This is a genomic window from Methanobrevibacter sp., from assembly GCF_017409525.1.
Classification (GTDB): domain Archaea; phylum Methanobacteriota; class Methanobacteria; order Methanobacteriales; family Methanobacteriaceae; genus Methanocatella.
Map to the genome: position 1 here is coordinate 19,373 of NZ_JAFQSO010000010.1, position 18,238 is coordinate 37,610.

Below are 18,238 nucleotides of genomic sequence, written 5' to 3' on the forward strand. Positions count from 1 at the left end.
GTAACTGAAAAGAAACCCAGTTACCTGAAGGTAACCTAAAAGATAATAAATAATCCAAACAGATTATACAATATGAAAGATGAAAGAATTGTCTGTCCGGTTGATGTGACTCTAAATTTGATAAATAAAAAATGGAGCATACAGATTATAAGAGACATGTTCTTTGGTAAAAAACATTTCAAGGAGTTTAAAGAGGATAAACCCCAATTAAGCAATAAGGTATTGTCAAATTGTTTAAAGGAACTTGAAGAAAATGGCTTAATTGAAAAGGTAGTTTTGAATACAACTCCCGTGACCACTGAATATTACCTGACAGAATATGGAAAATCAATGAACAGAATTGTCTATGAACTGGCAATGTTTACATTGTATAATGAAAAGGACAATACATATTCCGATGAAGCCCGCAGCGAATTAAAAAACACATTTAAAGAAGTTTTGGAAATTGACTATTAGAATAAGCTTAGATATTTTGTGTTAATCATTCTGACTAATTTTCATTTGTTATGTTTCTGATAAGAACTTTAATTTTGTTATTGCTAAAAACAACATTTAAAAATAATTTAAAACAAATATTTTCATTAATAAGTGATTTTAATGGAAGTCAAAACAAAACCTGTTGAACTGATTGAATTATTTTATGATTTGATTTTTGTATATGCAATATCTAAGTTAACTGCACTGATTTCAGAGCCAATAAATGGTATAATTCCACCATATAACTTTTTTGCTTATCTGATTACTTCATTTGTGATTCTGCAGGCCTGGCTTTACTTTACAAACTATGTCAATAGGTATGGGCAGTGGAAGTGGTATGACTATGCTTTTGCCTGTGTAAACATGATTTCAGTAATCTACATGGCAAACACGATTTCGCATGACTGGGCTACAATGGCATTTCCATTTGACCTTTCAATGCTGGTGCTGTTATTGACTGTTGTGGCATTGTATGTCATTCAAGCTAGAAAAGAGCATTCGATGGATGGTGCGGCAGGCAATTCAATAACAATTCTCTCAGTGGTTTGTACAATTTATGTAATAGCCATTTTATGCACTCTTTTTAATTTGGCAGATTATGTTATCTGGATAAATGTCGTTGCGGTTTTAACCGGTGCCTTTTTACCATTCTTTATCAGAGGCAAGTTCGACAAAAGCATTATCAGTTTTCCGCATCTGGTTGAGAGATTTGAACTGTTGACAATCATAACATTCGGTGAGGCGATTGTCGGCCTTACACATTTCTTTGACACATCAAACTTCAATCTGGTTCCAATATTGGTGTTCTTTATAATTTTAACGATGTTCGGTTCATATGTCATTCAGATCCATCGTTTAATGGAACATCAAAGAGTAGAAAGGTCATTAAGGTTAATGTTTAGCCATTACTTTATTGTAATAAGCATCAATCTGGTAACTGTGGCTTTGGAGTTGATACATACAGGTGAAGTAAACCACTTATTTGCAAGCGGTTTGATGATTGTATCACTGGTTGTTTTCTACCTGTCAATAATGGCCAATAAGGAATATTATAAGCAGAATATCAAATTGACAAAAAGAGATGCACTGATGATGATAGGAACCACAATTGTGGGAATAGCAGTTATTTTGATATTCATTTCAAATTTATATGCTTTTTTAATCGGAAGCTTAATCATTACATTCGGTAATTTTGAAGTATTGCTGATGAAATATAAAGGTAGGATTTAAAAATGAAATACATTAAATTGGGAAACTCAGATTTGAAAGTCAGCAGAATATGTATGGGCTGTATGGGTTTTGGAAATCCTGAAAACGGAATGCACACATGGACATTGCCTGAAGCAGAATCAATAGAAATAATAACAAACGGACTGGGCAATGGAATTAACTTCTTTGATACTGCTATAGGCTATCAGAATGGAACTTCAGAGCAATATCTCGGAAAAGCAATCAGAGAAAACGCTTCCCGTGAGGATATTGTTGTTGCAACAAAGTTTTTGCCACGATCACAGGAAGATATTGAAAATAACGTCTCCGGCAGACAGCACATTCATAACATGGTTGAAAAGAGCCTGACAAATCTCGGACTGGATTACATTGATTTGTACATCTATCACATGTGGGACTACAACACTCCATTATATGACATTCTTGAGGGTCTAAACGAAGTCATTGAAGAAGGTAAAGTCAGATATATTGGAATATCAAACTGTTTTGCATGGCAGCTTGCAAAGGCCAATGCACTTGCCGAAGCGGAAGGATTTGCCAAATTCGTATCGATTCAAGGCCATTACAACCTGATTTTCAGGGAAGAGGAACGTGAAATGATTCCATTGTGTCGCACTGACAACATCGCAATAACACCTTACAGTGCACTGGCTTCAGGAAGACTGTCAAGGCTTCCGGGTGAGGAATCCAAAAGAATGAATGAAGACTACTATGCCAAATTGAAATATCAAAATTCCGAACAACAAGATTTAAAGATTATAGAAAGAGTCAATGAACTTGCTCAAAACTATGGTGTGGCAATGACAGAAGTGTCTCTGGCATGGCTGCTTACAAAGGTAACATCTCCTATTGTGGGAGCCACTAAAATGCATCATGTTGAAGGTGCAGTCAATTCCGTTGATTTGACATTAACGGAGGATGACATTAGTTATTTGGAAGAACCATATGTGGCTCACGATTTGGTGGGGGTAATGGCAGACAACAAGGTTTCAGCAGGCGATAATGAGAAAGTCTGGATTAAACACACTAAAAATAGGATTTAAACCAAATTATTCTCGCATCTTTTTAATCATTTCTTTCCTGTTTATTCCCATGCCGGAATAAACTTGTGAACTTAATATCATGAAACTTATAATAAACAATATTGTCCCAATTAAATAGTCTATTGGGCCTGCAAGGTTAAATTTGCTTAATTGGATAATTGAGTATATTGCAGCTATTGCCAAAATCCACGCTGTAACCAGGCCTGGTGTGTATGGTTTATTTAATTTGTGGATTTTAATTCCAGCTGTGTGTACGAACGCTTCAAAAACGGATAATACGATTGTCATCATGAAGAAAAATACAAAGTTATCAAATATGTATCCCAACCCCAGATAAACTAACCAGAATATAAATACCGCTAAATTGGCTCTTCCCACATCAACATCATTGATATTTATTTCCAGTTTCTTCAACATTAAATCAAAAAAACCGCCCGGCCAATATTTTTCTTCGATTTCATGAAGAATCGCCAATATTCCAAACAGGTTTACTAATTTTCTTACAATGGAAATTTGATCCCAATTCAAAAAGTCATAAACAGTTAAAACAGCAATTAAAATAATGAAAATGTGCATATTATATTTTTTGAGAAACTCAATCATGAAGAACACCTTATTTATTGTGTAAAAATTTTGTCATGTTTTTTTTTAATATTGTGGATAATTTATTTATTTATTTATTTTATATATTGTGTTGTGTTTAAATATTATTGCATCAAATATTATAATGCAAGAGTTAAAAGTAGTAAATATTTTGCATAGTATACGGGCAAAATCCATTTTATTAAGTTTTTTAAATTAATAAAACAATATTTTTATTTTATTTTACTTTTAATCTATTATAATGTCGGGAAGAGTTGTATGGAAGAATATTTGATGGAAACCCCAAGCATTGATTATATGAATTTTCATATCAAAGAAAAGGTTCGGGAATTAAGGATTCAATCAGATGATAATTTGGATTATATCAAGAGAAGTTACATCTTTGTTCGGGATGAAATTCCTCACTCATGCGACATTAAAGCAAATGTGGTTTCAAGAACTGCCAGTGATGTGCTAGAAAATAAAACTGGGATTTGCTGGACAAAATCATGTCTTCTTGCAGCACTTTTAAGAGCAAATGGAATTCCATCAGGCATCAGTTATCAACTGCTTACAAGAGCAGATGATGAGAGTGAAGGTTATATGATTCATGCTTTAAACACAGTGTATTTAAAGGATTTTAATAAATGGATCAGACTGGATGCTAGGGGAAATAAGGAAAATATTAATGCATATTTCAGTTTGGATGAGGAACACTTGGCCTATACGATCCGAAGTGAACTGGGTGAAATTGACTATCATGACAATCATGCAGATTTGGATGATAGGTTGGTTAATATTCTGATAGAAAGTGAGAATATATTGGAGATTACAACTGATTTTGAGTTTTAGTTAAATTCACATCAATAAAGTTAATATTTGAGCAAAAAATAGGTTTTTTAAAATTGAATAAGGATAAATTTGTTAAACAAATTTTGACACATCCTCATTCAACATGCATATCTATTGGTCGACATTGTGCGGCCAAACATCCTAAGATGTTATATGATATTATGAACCTCAAAGTATATAAAAGTTTCATTTATTACTCATTTCCAAATTAGAGCAATATTCCATTATGAAAACAATTTTATATTCTCAAATCAATCTTTATTTTTAAAAATAAGAAATTATAAATAGTTTTAAAACAAAATATCCAATTCTAAAACACTAATACAATAATGCATATTAATGGTGTTTTTATGAAGTGGAAAGAGAATTCAATTAAAAACACTCCAATCAGATTTGGAGGAATAGACATTCTTGCTGTTGAAAATATGGTGCTTGCTATCTCTTATTTTTTCCTAGCAAGTTACTATCTATTGTTGGCCATTAACTTGTTAATGTAAAACAATCTATGATGTCGAATTGGAAGCCTAGTTGGAGTTCATCCAAAATTTTCTAATTTGATAAACTGACAATTTAAATGACAATTAGCTTTAATATGTGTTTTATAGCTTCCTTTTTTACACATGGTTCCTAAAAGCATTATTTTTTCAGTTTAAAAACACCAAAATGTTTGATAAGAGTTATATGGGCTGATATTAAACATTATAATGTAAGAGTTAAAAGTACATTATATTTTGTATAGAATACGGGCAAAGCCATTTTAAGAAGTTTTTTTAAATTTATAAATAAAATAGTATTATTTTATATTGCTTTGTCTTAATCCCGAAATTTGCAGGCAATATCGGCCTGGTTAAATGTATTGTGCATTCTCTATGTACTTTTATAATGCTTGCCATATATCCTTTAGCTTTTAAAAAGATTGATAAGGATGGATGATTGAATCAATTTAATCATCTTTACTTTTTTTGAGAATATTTTTTCACATCCAATTGATATGTGTTGTGATTGTGTCAAATCAGCGTTTTAGAATTATGATAATAAACACTATAAAAATCTCAGCAAGGATAAACCAAAGAATGGATTCATTACCATAACTATGCATGAATGTGAAAAGTATGATGGCAGAGGCAATAAATCCAAATAAAGAAATTATAGGTCGATTTAATCTTGTTATTAGATAGATGCTGACTGTACAGATAGCTAAACAAATTATTCCACCTATGAATATAGGATAATTATTAACAGAAATAGGTGAAAGCACAATCCATATTACTCCGATTATCAAGGCTATTAATGCTATATTTAACAGTATTTTTTTTAGGGCCTTATTTTTATTCGCTCCATTATCTTTGATTTTCGCATCTTCTTTCAAAAATTCGAGTTCATTATCAGATTTGAACGTTTTAACGACTTCTTTATTTTCATATTTTTCATCAAAATTATCGAACAAGTATCTTAAGAATACATAATATACAATTGCGAATATTATTTCAGTAATTGTTATTCCAATAAGGACACAGCTGCCGTTAGACAGCATATTATTCAATACATATATTAAACCGGTTTCCAATCCAATTTTGATAAAAGTGAATAACAGTGAATACATACTTTTTCCAAAACCATCTAACATTTTTGAAGAAATAATGGAAAATGGAATTGAAAGCATTATGACTGTTCCCAAAATCGCTATCCAATATATTTCTGTTTGCATTCCAGTAATTGAAAAAAAGCTGAATGCAAAATCGCGCAAAATTATGAATGCCATCATCACTACAACTGTTGTTATAAGGGATACTTTAAGTGCGTATTTATACATTTCATTTAATTCATCGAATTCATGTGCACCGAATAAATGCCCTGTAACGCTCATTAATGCCCTACCATAACCCTTAACAGGTGCACTCAATAAAGTTTTAAGTTTATTTGATGCGGAATAAAGTACTGGTCCAATAGGTCCCATTGTTATTGTTAATATGCCATTAATAAATGATGATGAGAAAGCCCATAATCCATCATCCAGGAAATTAGGAAATGCGACTTTGAAAATTTCAACAAGTATATACCGGTGGAATTTAAAGTATTTTCTAGATAATGGAATTTTTGTTCTTCCAGTCAAATATAGAAATACAAAAACAATAAAAGGAATTAGTGAAGATAAAACAGTGGCATATGATGCTCCTTTAACTCCCAAATTCAAATTAAAAATAAAAATAGGATCCAATATTATATTTAAGACATTTGATGAAATTATGAATATGGTAGGTATTCTTGAATTTCCTTCTGCCTGTAAAGTTTCAGAGAAAAAATTAACAAACATGAATATATATGCAAAAGCTATAATTGGAATTAAATAATCCCAAATTAAAATATATGAGTCTGCCTGGTCTACACTGTATAATATTCCCTGAGCGAATAAAGCGCATATTACTATAAAAATCCATATTATATTTGTTAGAATTATTCCATGAATTAATGTATTGTATGCACTTTCATAATCATCAATTCCCATAAAACGAGACATCAGAGAATTTGCTCCTTGCCCAATTGAATCGCCGAATGAAAATATAAGAGAGACAAAAGGGACTGAAACACCCACTGCAAAAGAAGCATGAACGCTTATTTGTGATATCCAGGCCATATCGACAATACCGTAAATCGCATCAAAAATACAAAAAGCGATTATCGGTATGCTTAATTGCCAAAATGATTTTTTAGGCAGTGAAACCATGTCAACTTTCTCAGTCATCATTAAAAATTTTATTTTTATTTAATAAATATGTTTCACATTATGTTTCTAATAAGGGGAGGATGTGATGTTTGAAACATGTAGTTTAAAATTTATATGGTATTGAGTCAAATATTAGGGTATCGCAGATAAAGTACTAAATATTTTGTATAGTATACTGGCAACAAAAATTTAAAATGATTTTTGGAGTTTATATGATTCATTAAACTTTAATATTTATTTTTACTTATTTTAAATTAATATGACTTACTTAATTGTTGAATTAATTGTTATTATTTCTTATTTTTATAAAAAAAGTTTTATCAGTAATAATTTTTGAGTCCATTTTGTCTTTTTTTTTGGGAGGGATAATGTATTTTTTTGGTATATATTCTTGTTGAATATCTCTTAAAAAGTTATTCTTTTCTCTAATATAGACATTAACAATATAATATTTGGTTAAAATGAAAATGTTTCATAAGATAACATTTGATTTAACATATTTGCTAGTTGGTGATTAATATATTTTTTGGTTGATGATTAATTTTATAAAATTCATCAAATTACTTATTTGGTGATTTAAACAGTTTTAATTAAAAATAAAAAATTTATGATGGTTGATGATTAAGGTTGTTGATTCATGTTTTATTAAAGATTTTATTTTAATAGGTATTTTGTATTTCTGCCGTTTCCCCTACTTTCTATTAATTCCTTATCTTTTAATTTTTTAATAATCTTATAGCTGGCTTGAGGGGTAATGTTTAACATCTCCTGGATATCTTTATTTTGAATATGTCCTTTTTCTTCAAGAAGTGTTAATACAGAGATTTCATTTGGAGTTAATTGAATGGTATTGTCATATTTTGATGTGATTTCAGCTAATTTTAACACTTCTGATTTAACTTTATTTATTGAGTATAATACTCCTCCACAGAAATATTCCAGCCAATTTGTTAAATCATGGTTTTTATCGGCACTGTGTAGTGCATCAACATAAGCCTGCCTGTCCTGATTGTAATATTCGTCTAAAGTGAAGTAGTTATTGATATTAAATTTGTGAACTGATAAAATCAATGTTGCCATAAGTCTGCTGGTACGTCCATTTCCATCAACAAATGGGTGGATACGTACTAATTCATAATGAAGAATTCCGGCGATAATGACTGGGTACATTTCATCTGTCGAATTGTTTAGCCAATCTAATAAATCATCTACTAAACCTGGCACTTTATAAGCATCTGGAGGCATATAATTTATTTCCTGAGTATGCAGATTACCAATAAATACGCGTGTATCTCTAAATTTGCCCTCATATTCAGGATTGCGCAATAAATCTTTAGTCAAATCTTTATGTACTGATAAAATTGTGTCAGAAGTAATAATTTCATCCGAATATTGATGTAAATGATTTAATACATTGAAATAATTTAATACTTCCTGTTCTGCTTTAGTAGTTGGTTCTTGATTGTTTTTGATTAATGTTTCTACTTCATCTAAATTTAAAGGATTTCCCTCAATTGATGTTGAATAATGTGAAGATCTAATGAGGGCCTCCTGTTTTAATTGGGTATCATATAATGGGATTATTTTTGCATTGCTGATAACTTCTTTAGCTGAAGCGATTTCTGCAATATAATTCACGATTTTATCGGTATATGTAAATTGAGGTTCAAACATATTATCAACTTATTTTTCTTAATTGCTATTATGTATGTGGTTGATGATTAACATATTTTTTGGTTGATGATTAATTTTTTAAAATTCTTTAAATTGCTTATTTTATGATAAAAACAATTTTGATTAATAATAAAAAATGTATGTTGGTTGATGATTAAGGTTGATGATTACTATTTTATGAAAAAATTTTTCTTAATTTTCTTTGAGAATTTGGTAAGTATATAATTATTCTTGTGATTATCCTTTGTTAATAAAGTTTTACTGGCAACAAAATTTTTACAGATTTAAAACGTTTTATTTTATTTTTAAACTCCATATTTATAGTTTTAAAAACTTTTAGGTATTATTATTAATTTTAAACCTTTATAAATAAAAGTAATATTAACATTAACATTAACGATTCAATATTTGGAACTTGAATTCCTTTACCTGGTGATATATATGCAGAGATTGAAACAGAACCCACATTAACAACAGGAGATGTTAATGTGAATGCCCATGCCGGAAATTAAATCTTGTGAGCAACTACTGATTTAAATTGACATTAACTATTATGTAGATAATAGCGATATTGACACAACCATTTAAGATATTTATTTAACCAATGAAAATTAATTAAATTAATAGGTGAATTATATGCCAAAGAGATATGCTTTAGCACCATGTAATGGTATGAGTCCAAATGGATTAGTATCCCGTGTTGCAACAGGAGATTGTAAAAAAGAGAATGAAAATGTGATTTCAATATGTATGGGTTCAACATCAGCAGATATTGAAGGAACTAATGATGAGATGCTTAAAAAATTTCCAATAATATCCATTTGCGGGTGTCAGGGAAATTGTGTCACTAAAATACTTGAAAATCGTGGAATTGATATTTATAAAACAATTAACGTTGAAGAAATATTAAAAGATGAAAAAGTATCTGCTAAAGACCCTTTCCGTTTAGATAACGAATCAGAACAATGTGTCGAAATCATTAAAAAAGAATTAAATAAAATAGTAACTGAATAATTTTCTATTTTTTATAAAATTAATTCTTGGGCAATCTTTACTGCAGATTCAACCATTTTTGGACAGATTTCTTTGAAGAGATTGTTATCAATTGCATATTTAATCCCTTCTTCAGTTCGAATGTCACAATCAAGTAAATCTCGGCAAATATATGATCCATTTTCTTTTTTAAAACTATCTAAGAATTTCACACACATTTCATCGCTTTTACTTTTATTTTCACCATATCTCAAACCTAATGCCATTATAGCACCAGTGCAAGCTCCACAAACTTCTCCTTTACGCATACCGCCCCCAAATGATATGCTGATTTTAAATGCCTGTTCTCTTGAAAGTCCAAACTCTTCACAAAATACCGCTAAGACAGCTTGTGAACACATATAACCATCTTCAAATAATTGTACTGCTTCTTCTACATAATTCATGATATTAAATATCTTTTTATTAAGTATATAAATTTTAATGGACAACACAGTTTAATATATTCCGGACCATAGCAACCTTGCCATACCCATGTTATAAGCGAGCCAATTCATCCAGGCCGACCCTGTAGCGACCAGATGGAGGTGTGTGCGGGAGGGCGGTGAATAGAATTGGGAGCAATATTCAGGTGTGGAAACGACTCTTGTTGATAGGTTCCGTAAATCTGTAATCCATGAGTTAGTTTAATTATATTTTCCATTATGTTCCGTTTGAGCGTAAGCGAAAGGTCATACTATTTGCATAACAACAATGGTTTTGCCAAGCTTGAGGAACAGGGGCTTGTCCCCCTATTCCTGTTTTAGTTTTGAAGTAGATGGATTTGTCAAATTTAAGAACTGGCCATTTATCGGTCGGTTCGAGGGTTAAGTTTTTTAAACTTGATTAAGATATTTAAGGGAAAGCGCCACATAAAACACTTCCCCAATGAATAAGGAGTTTTTCCTACATATCAAAAATTTAGCTCCGGTAAAAAGCAATAAACAGCATCATAGCTATATTCTGGTTCTGTTAAAACCTATATCTTTCAAAATCAAATAAAAGTAATAAAAATATATATGCTTCTTAGTTGAATATTATAATTTGAGAGCTAAAAGCAGTAAATATTTTGTAGAGTATACGGGCAACAAGATTTTTAAACTTTAAATTCTGTTAGAGTTTTATAATTGTTTTTTCTTAACTTAATGTTAATTATTGGATGGTTTAATTATCATAATCTTATTATATTATAGGATAGTGTGTTTAGATTTAATTTTAATTAATATTGATTAAAACATATTCACATGTAGCTTCATTCCTCATTGGCCATCCCCAACCTGTCAAACCTGATGATACTATTAGTTCCATTTTTCCAAAATGAAATTCACCATATACTAAATGACCCGTTAATCTTTCAAAAATTGAATATGGGAATAGCTGTCCGCCATGAGTATGGCCTGAAAGTTGTAAATCAGCACCTTGTTGTGAATTTTCTTCATACTTAATAGGCTGGTGATCTAAAACAACAACATATTTGGATAAATCACTTTCGTTAAGTATTTTGCCTGTGTCAATTCTATTATTTTCGCCCTCCCACTGTGCATCGCTTCTACCTACCAAAACAATGTCATCATTGATTGATGTTTTTTCATCATTTAAAATTTTTATTCCATTATCAATTATTGATTTATTTAATTCTCCATCACTGAATGTTCTGTTTCCATTTTCATAGTCGATTGAGTCTGGTTGTTTATCGTGATTTCCAAAGATATAATATGTGCCATATGTTGAATTGATTTTTCCCAATTCTTTAAATATTTCATTCATGTCTTCTTTGCTTGTTCTTTCATCGACTATATCTCCACCCAAAACAACTATATCTGGTTTTAAGTCATTTATTTTGGAAATGCTTTCTTTAACTAGTTGTGGATTTTGAACAGTTCCGTAATGAATATCACTAACCCAAACAATGGAATAAGATTCGTTATTTATCTTATCTGTAGTTAAATTATATTCTGTTAATTCAATATGATTCATTCCGTAAACGCCACTAATTATTATAATTGCAAATATAACTAACGCTAAAATGCCTTTTTTATGGTACTGTGGGATGAAATTTAAATATTTGTCCTTAAGTAAATATTTCCATATTATTCTTATTATATCTGCAATTATCGATGAAAAAAATAAGTATAAAGTTAATATGGCTGCATTTGACCATATATTTAAACAGCATATAAATGCTAAAATCGGAATAATGAAATTTATGGTTAATTTTTTATTTTTTGATGATTCACTATTGTTTAAAGCATATTTAACTCTGAAATACGTGTAAAATCCAATTATAATGCCCCATATAACTCCAATATATAAATATTGTGGATAATATCCTAATGTGAAGAAATGTAGGGGGTTCATAATTATATTTATAATCTGATGGGATAAATAGGTTATGCATTATAACTCTATTGGGAGGGCTAATGTTTCCAATTGAAAAGATTCAAACAAAACATTATGTGTTTTTGCACAAAGTCACACTTCAACAATATTTATTATTAATGAAGTTTATATTTTATTTTCATCAAAAATAGATTGCCTTTTTAATATAGTAACTACTAAAATAAAATTATATTAAATAAAAATGGATAATATAGGTATTAAATTCATTTTTTGTTTTAAATCGATATTTGGCGGAATATGTGTGTAATAGGGATATTATGAATAATATGATTAATTTTGAAGGAATAGAAATTGACCAAGAATTATTGGAAAGAACAAATCCTATATTTAACACTGCCAGAATGACTCTTTTTCAATTGGCTGCTGCAGGTCATGATGATGCCAAGGATGTAGTTCAAAAGTTGAATCTTACTCGGGAAGATACACAAGATAGTAAAACAGTTAAGGCCGATGAAGATGACCTTTTCATTAACAGTGTGGTTATGGAAGTAAGATATGTTACTAATGGAAAAATAGCTAAAGAATCAGGTTTTACTGAAGTTGACTTGCCATGTGGTTTCACACCTAGAGCCATTGAATTTGCAAAAAGTGGCAAGAAATTTGTTGGAATGGATCTTCCCGCAACCATTAATGAAGTTGAACCGGCTATTATGTCACTTCTAGATGAAGAACAGAAAAAACTTGTTAATTTCGAGGGTGTGGATGCAACTAATTATCAATCGCTTAAGTCTGCCTTTGATAAGATTGAGGGGGAGGTATGTATAACAACAGAAGGACTCCTGATGTATCTTACAGATTCCGAGATGGATGTCCTGTGTGACAATATTAAAAAGATTCTTGCAGAGCATGGCGGATATTGGATTACTCTTGACCCTGAGATGTCTCTTCTTTACCTCTTGATAGTAAAATCCTTCTATGGGGAGCGAACACGGGAGATTATGTGGCAGTCTAAGTATAGAATAGATGACAAATCTGATGTAAATACTGTAGAGAATACAATAACCATTAGCGTCCGAGGTGATGTTCAGGAAAATATGAAGAATGCAATGAATTATATTAAATCCAAGGGATTTAAGTTGGAGAGGCTTCCGTATGCTGACCATGTGCCTGAGTTTAAAAGTTTAGAAAAGGCAAATCCTAAGATTGTAGCTCAGATTAGGGAAGGTTTTAAGAGAGTATGTATCTGGAAGATTACAGTTGATGAATCAGTTAATGTTGACATTTCTGATGTCGGGGCAGAGTCATTTAATGCGGATGCATCAATTGATGGTGACAGGCTTAATTTGGTTTTGTCAGGAAATCTTGATACATTGAGTGCACCTGAGCTTCTTGCTAATTATGAGAAGATTAAGAAAGATAATACTCTCAACAGTGTGTTTATTGACTGTTCTAAACTAGAATATGTGTCCTCTGCAGGGCTGCGTGTTCTTCTTATTATGCAAAATGACTGCGAGGATGGGGTTATAATGAAGTCATGTAATGAAACTGTTATTGGAGATTTATCAAATACTGATATAAAGATACTGTAAGAGCTAAAAGTACATTATATTTTGTATAGTATATGGACAAAATCCATTGTACATAAATTAGATGTTATTTAACTTATTTATCATTAGTATTAAGTTTTTTCTTCATTAACTTAATATAACTTATTTTAGGATATTATTAAGTCTAATATATTGATATTTTTAAAAATTGAGTCTCTTTTTAAGGAATTAATTGGGTCTTTTTTGACAGGTGTTTATATTTGTATAGTTTTTTCAGTATATTGATTTACATTTGGAGTAATTTTTTTTTGAAAAATTATTGAGAAAACTTTCATTAAATTTATTAATTATAATAATATAAGTTATAAATGAAAGGATAATTTAAATTCGATATATTAAATTTATAAATGTTCAATAAGATGGGTCTGAGAATATGCTTAAAAAACTTTTTGATAATAAAATATTTATTTTCTTATTTACATTTATTATTAGAGCAATATGTTGTTATGTATATGGATATTTGACTATTGCAGGATATTTTATAGTCCCTGATATCGGACTGGGTCCTATTTTTGCTTTGATGTTTGGTCCGGTTGGAGCATTAGGTCATTCACTTGCCATGTTCTTTTATGAACTTAGCATTGGCGCTGATTTATTTACCTCACTTACGGACTTTTTAATTACATTTTTCATTTCCATTATTGCATATAAACTGTGGTATACTAAATTCAATAGAAAATCAGTTAGCACCCCTAAATTTGATTCAACAGATAATATTATAAAATTCATTAAAATATTGTTCATCATTTCTATTTGCTATTGGGCTTTTATTAATATTGCACTTAAAGCATATCCTCCATTTGCCTATATGTATCCATTAACAACAGCAATCAATGTATTTTCATATTTCTTAGACATGTTTAACTTTGGAATACTCTTCGGTTTATTGCTCATCAGTCTCTTTAATATATTAAAAATCCCATTACAAACTCCAAAAAATGTATTTGATAGAATTGATATTAAATTCAACTATTTCACAGTGATGTTTATACTTATGGTCGTTTATACGATTATAATTTTAGCCACATCTTTTAACAATACCCTTGTGAACATGATCTTTCTTTTAATATTCCTAATCACTGCAACATTATTTATTTTAAATAAACTTGATACGAATATTGAAATCAAATGGAAGAACTATTCAATTATCGAACAGATAATCCTGATATTTTTAGCGGTATTAGCTATAGTGATGTATGTAAACTTCGATACACTTACATTATTAATTCAACATCTTACTGAAGGTTGGGTTTCGGATATCAATTTTGTATATATGATTGCTATCGCTTATGGAAGTGCATTAGTTTTAATCTTTTTAATATACCACATTACCCGTATCGAAAAAGTTCTAACAAATCCAATCTATGATTTAATAAGTGCTTTAGATGCATATAAAGAAAATAAAGAAGTGGAAGAAAATACTGGACTAAGCAAAAGATTGAAAAAATACAGCAAGAGAGATGATGAAATCTCCAAATTAGTTAAATCTTTTGTCGAAATGATGAAAGCTATTGGAAATTATTTATCTGAAATTAAAAAAACAACTATTGAAAAAGAAAGAATTGAAACTGAGTTCAATGTTGCAAGTGATATCCAAACACATATGTTAAAAACCGATTTTAATGAATTTTCTAAAGATAAGCCCTTTGAAATTTCTGCGTTTATGAATCCTGCAAAAGAAGTTGGTGGGGACTTTTATGACTATTTTGACATAGACGATGAACATATAGGATTTGTAATTGGGGATGTCAGCGGAAGAGGTATCCCTGCAACATTATTCATGGTTAAGACCATGTATCTGATTAGAAATCACAGTAAATCCCACGATAATCTTAAGGAATTTTATGAAAATGTCAATGATTTATCCTGTCAAAGGAATGAAGAAAATTTATTTGTCACATCATGGTTTGGAAAATTAAATATAAAGACTGGAAAACTAAGTTTTGTAAATTCAGGCCATGAAAAACCATTGATTAAAGAAAAAAACAAAAATTTTGAATATTTAGATACTAATCCAAATTTTGCTTTGGGAGTAATTGATGGAATGACATATGACGATCAGGAATTAAGTTTAAACCCTGGAGATTCAATATTTTTATATACTGATGGAATTATAAATGCAAATAATAACTACGAGGGATTCTTTGGTAGTGACCGTTTAAAAGAAACTATAAATAAATATGAAAATGAAAATCCAAGTGAAATGCTCGAAAAAATTAAGAATGAAGTATATGAATACTGCAATAATGAAAATCAATTTGATGATATGGCAATGTTAATAATCAGATATAATGGATGTGAGAATAGTGGAAAATAAAAGGGAACTTTTTAAATCAAGGAAATTTATTGTATTATTCTCAATTGTTTTTACTACAATTCTTTTTGGACTCTCCAGAATTTTCCCCCAATTGGGAGACATTCACATAGTACTACTCCCAGTTTTAAGTTTAATTTTAGGGCCTTTTTCAATTTTAGGATTTGCACTGGTGGAATTTATTTATTTGATGATATCCCATCCAGAATCCATTTTATTAAATTTATTAATCGTATTCATCTTTTTTATCAGCAATTTCACGATATGGAAATTATGGTACTCAATTATGAATAAAAATGGATTGGAAAGTCCGAATTTTCCAAGATTATATAATTTAATTAAATTATTCATCATATTCTCACTATATGCAATAATAATATTGATTTTCTTTGATTTTATCAGTGCAGAAGTAATAAACTATGAGTTTAAATTTGATTTTATTTCAACTATATTCAGTTTCTTTATTGCTATACTATCCATATATGTTTGTAATTACTTCGAAATACCAATGTATGGTCCAAGAATACAATTTAAACAGTTTTTACCTAAAAAAATATATCCTATTTTTTTAGTATTGTTCTTCACTATAGGATTACTTCAAACATTTTTCCTAGATTCCAATTATGACATATTAATGTTAGTTATCACGATATTTCTTATAATCTATTTATTAAAGCCATATGATGGTGATATTTTCAAAATTAAGCACAATACTGTACCAAACCTATTTTCAAAAGTAAATATTTCCATAGTATTGCTAATCTTGATTATCTCAATTATTACAGTAATTATGGATTACATTTTGGGTTTGGGCTACAGTGAAAGTTATTTAAATATCTCCAGAACTACCATGTTTTTATTTATCGTAATATCAATTCCACTATTGTTTTACTTATATTACTTAGAAAAAAATGTAACAGAGCCATTGATTAAGTTATCTGACATCATGACTGAAAGTATTACAACTCTTGAAGACCATTCAAAACATGGGAAAGAATTGGAAAAAATCAAGGTAAATAACGAAATAAGAATACTGATTGATTCATTGCGAGATATGGAATATGATGTAATAAAACATGTAGAAAACTTGAAAAAAGTAACTTCTGAAAAAGAAAGATATGAAACTGAACTGAAATTGGCCAGCGATATTCAAAATTCAATGATTCCAAAAGATTTTGAAGAATTCCATGATAAATTTAGTGAAAACAGAGACAAGTTTGAACTTTGGGGAATAATGAAAGCTGCCCGTCAGGTAGGGGGAGACTTTTACGATTATTTCCAAATAGATGAAGACAATATCGGATTTGTAATTGGAGATGTCAGCGGAAAAGGAATATCAGCCGCATTAATAATGGTTAAAGCAATGACCTTAATTCAGGATTATACAAAGCAGTATAATGATTTATCAAAAGCATTTTATAAAACTAATAATGATCTTTATGAAGAGAATGTGGATGATCATTTTGTTACCTGCTGGCTTGGAAAAATTAATATGAAAAGCAACGAATTGTCATTTGTTAATGCAGGCCATAATTCTCCATTAATTAAATTAAACAATAATGATTTTGAATATTTGAATATTAAACCAGGATTAGTATTGGCAGCCATGGAAGATATGGAGTATAAAACACACGTTATTCCATTTAAAAAAGAAGATACAATATTTTTATATACTGATGGTGTGACAGAAGCCAATGATGATTTTAAAGAATTTTATGGTAAAGAAAGACTAAAAAATATTATAAATAAACACAAAAACGATAATGTTAATAATATAATAGAATCCACAGAAAAGGACGTTAAAGAATTCTGCAATTATGAAGAACAATTTGACGACACAACAATGTTTATTATCAGAGCAAAATAAGAGGATGAGCTTTATTTAATTGAACTTTAAATCATTCCTTTTTTATCATTTTTTGATAATTAAACATTTACCTTAAAGAATGCAAGAATACCACGACTTCTTTAAAGTCGTGGATGAATTGCACAATTGGGTGTACAATTATTTTTTAAGAGTATGTCATGGGAGTTTTCTCATAAATAATTCGTTAGGTGCTTTTTTTTATCTATTTTTATTAATTCGGTATAATATATGTTTTTTTTTATAAAATTTCATGTTCTTTTTTTTATGAAGGAATTATTGCTTTTGGAGTAGAATATTGCTTTTAATTCGTAATCAGATTACTTTTCACATGCTCTTTGGTGTTATTTAAATACCTGCTAAGTCATATTTAGTATTAGGGTAGTATTATGTCTCTAAATTTTATTAAGGGGGATTGTTGTTGATGAGATTTGTTAATAAGAATTTGAAGATTAGGATTTATCCATCTAAGGCGGATAAAAACGATAAAGGAGATAA

At 29.7% G+C, this 18,238-nt stretch carries 14 protein-coding genes; 9 read left to right on the forward strand and 5 right to left on the reverse strand.

From position 1 onward, the window contains the following. The first annotated feature begins 72 nt into the window (after positions 1-72). From IJE64_RS04915 to IJE64_RS04925, 3 genes are all read left to right on the forward strand, one after another. Positions 73-456 (forward strand): helix-turn-helix domain-containing protein, encoded by a 384-nt coding sequence (locus IJE64_RS04915; RefSeq protein WP_292782855.1) that lies wholly within the window; start codon positions 73-75, stop codon positions 454-456. A 141-nt stretch (positions 457-597) separates the two neighbouring features. Continuing rightward, on the forward strand, positions 598-1,707 hold the full coding sequence (locus tag IJE64_RS04920; RefSeq protein ID WP_292782858.1) for a low temperature requirement protein A: 1,110 nt from the start codon (positions 598-600) through the stop codon (positions 1,705-1,707). Between the two features lie 2 nt (positions 1,708-1,709). Then, a complete protein-coding gene (locus IJE64_RS04925) occupies positions 1,710-2,750 on the forward strand; it encodes an aldo/keto reductase (protein WP_292782860.1) in 1,041 nt (346 codons plus the stop codon). A 6-nt stretch (positions 2,751-2,756) separates the two neighbouring features. Here IJE64_RS04925 and IJE64_RS04930 read toward each other — a convergent pair whose 3' ends face one another. Further along, positions 2,757-3,353: an HXXEE domain-containing protein gene (locus IJE64_RS04930; protein WP_292782863.1), complete on the reverse strand. Its 597-nt coding sequence runs from the start codon at positions 3,351-3,353 to the stop codon at positions 2,757-2,759. Positions 3,354-3,611: 258 nt separating this feature from the next. On the opposite strand from IJE64_RS04930, the gene IJE64_RS04935 reads away from it, so the two are divergent. Together IJE64_RS04935 and IJE64_RS04940 are read left to right on the forward strand one after the other, a co-directional pair. Further along, a complete protein-coding gene (locus IJE64_RS04935) occupies positions 3,612-4,184 on the forward strand; it encodes a transglutaminase family protein (RefSeq protein WP_292782866.1) in 573 nt (190 codons plus the stop codon). Between the two features lie 350 nt (positions 4,185-4,534). Continuing rightward, complete coding sequence (locus IJE64_RS04940) at positions 4,535-4,681, forward strand: hypothetical protein (RefSeq protein ID WP_292782869.1); 147 nt, start codon at positions 4,535-4,537, stop codon at positions 4,679-4,681. Between the two features lie 515 nt (positions 4,682-5,196). Here the strand turns inward: IJE64_RS04940 and IJE64_RS04945 are convergent. After that, the gene (locus tag IJE64_RS04945; RefSeq protein WP_292782872.1) at positions 5,197-6,930 is read right to left on the reverse strand and encodes an MATE family efflux transporter; all 1,734 of its coding nucleotides are present in this window, start codon (positions 6,928-6,930) and stop codon (positions 5,197-5,199) included. A 633-nt stretch (positions 6,931-7,563) separates the two neighbouring features. Continuing rightward, complete coding sequence (locus IJE64_RS04950) at positions 7,564-8,583, reverse strand: Fic family protein (RefSeq protein WP_292782874.1); 1,020 nt, start codon at positions 8,581-8,583, stop codon at positions 7,564-7,566. Between the two features lie 636 nt (positions 8,584-9,219). Between IJE64_RS04950 and IJE64_RS04955 the strand changes: the two genes are divergently transcribed. Beyond that, a complete protein-coding gene (locus IJE64_RS04955; RefSeq protein WP_292782876.1) occupies positions 9,220-9,597 on the forward strand; it encodes a putative zinc-binding protein in 378 nt (125 codons plus the stop codon). 11 nt (positions 9,598-9,608) lie between these two features. Here the strand turns inward: IJE64_RS04955 and IJE64_RS04960 are convergent, their stop codons facing one another. Together IJE64_RS04960 and IJE64_RS04965 are read right to left on the reverse strand one after the other, a co-directional pair. Beyond that, complete coding sequence (locus IJE64_RS04960; RefSeq protein WP_292782878.1) at positions 9,609-10,022, reverse strand: C-GCAxxG-C-C family protein; 414 nt, start codon at positions 10,020-10,022, stop codon at positions 9,609-9,611. Between the two features lie 808 nt (positions 10,023-10,830). Continuing rightward, positions 10,831-11,973 carry a metallophosphoesterase gene (locus IJE64_RS04965; protein WP_292782880.1) on the reverse strand — a complete coding sequence of 381 codons (1,143 nt, stop codon included), beginning with the start codon at positions 11,971-11,973 and terminating at the stop codon, positions 10,831-10,833. A gap of 299 nt (positions 11,974-12,272) precedes the next feature. Between IJE64_RS04965 and IJE64_RS04970 the strand changes: the two genes are divergently transcribed. From IJE64_RS04970 to IJE64_RS04980, 3 genes are all read left to right on the forward strand, one after another. Continuing rightward, complete coding sequence (locus tag IJE64_RS04970; protein WP_292782883.1) at positions 12,273-13,544, forward strand: STAS domain-containing protein; 1,272 nt, start codon at positions 12,273-12,275, stop codon at positions 13,542-13,544. Positions 13,545-14,082: 538 nt separating this feature from the next. Further along, positions 14,083-15,879: a PP2C family protein-serine/threonine phosphatase gene (locus tag IJE64_RS04975; protein WP_292782886.1), complete on the forward strand. Its 1,797-nt coding sequence runs from the start codon at positions 14,083-14,085 to the stop codon at positions 15,877-15,879. Next, the gene (locus IJE64_RS04980) at positions 15,869-17,743 is read left to right on the forward strand and encodes a PP2C family protein-serine/threonine phosphatase (protein ID WP_292782888.1); all 1,875 of its coding nucleotides are present in this window, start codon (positions 15,869-15,871) and stop codon (positions 17,741-17,743) included. The genes IJE64_RS04975 and IJE64_RS04980 overlap by 11 nt, the downstream gene beginning before the upstream one ends. Positions 17,744-18,238: the final 495 nt, after the last annotated feature.

Bases quoted from the DNA above. Each gene is read 5' to 3' on its own strand.
- IJE64_RS04915 (WP_292782855.1), top strand. From the start codon at position 73: ATGAAAGATGAAAGAATTGTCTGTCCGGTTGATGTGACTCTAAATTTG.
- IJE64_RS04920 (WP_292782858.1), top strand. From the start codon at position 598: ATGGAAGTCAAAACAAAACCTGTTGAACTGATTGAATTATTTTATGAT.
- IJE64_RS04925 (WP_292782860.1), top strand. From the start codon at position 1,710: ATGAAATACATTAAATTGGGAAACTCAGATTTGAAAGTCAGCAGAATA.
- IJE64_RS04930 (WP_292782863.1), bottom strand. From the start codon at position 3,353: ATGATTGAGTTTCTCAAAAAATATAATATGCACATTTTCATTATTTTA.
- IJE64_RS04935 (WP_292782866.1), top strand. From the start codon at position 3,612: ATGGAAGAATATTTGATGGAAACCCCAAGCATTGATTATATGAATTTT.
- IJE64_RS04940 (WP_292782869.1), top strand. From the start codon at position 4,535: ATGAAGTGGAAAGAGAATTCAATTAAAAACACTCCAATCAGATTTGGA.
- IJE64_RS04945 (WP_292782872.1), bottom strand. From the start codon at position 6,930: ATGATGACTGAGAAAGTTGACATGGTTTCACTGCCTAAAAAATCATTT.
- IJE64_RS04950 (WP_292782874.1), bottom strand. From the start codon at position 8,583: ATGTTTGAACCTCAATTTACATATACCGATAAAATCGTGAATTATATT.
- IJE64_RS04955 (WP_292782876.1), top strand. From the start codon at position 9,220: ATGCCAAAGAGATATGCTTTAGCACCATGTAATGGTATGAGTCCAAAT.
- IJE64_RS04960 (WP_292782878.1), bottom strand. From the start codon at position 10,022: ATGAATTATGTAGAAGAAGCAGTACAATTATTTGAAGATGGTTATATG.
- IJE64_RS04965 (WP_292782880.1), bottom strand. From the start codon at position 11,973: ATGAACCCCCTACATTTCTTCACATTAGGATATTATCCACAATATTTA.
- IJE64_RS04970 (WP_292782883.1), top strand. From the start codon at position 12,273: ATGAATAATATGATTAATTTTGAAGGAATAGAAATTGACCAAGAATTA.
- IJE64_RS04975 (WP_292782886.1), top strand. From the start codon at position 14,083: ATGTTTGGTCCGGTTGGAGCATTAGGTCATTCACTTGCCATGTTCTTT.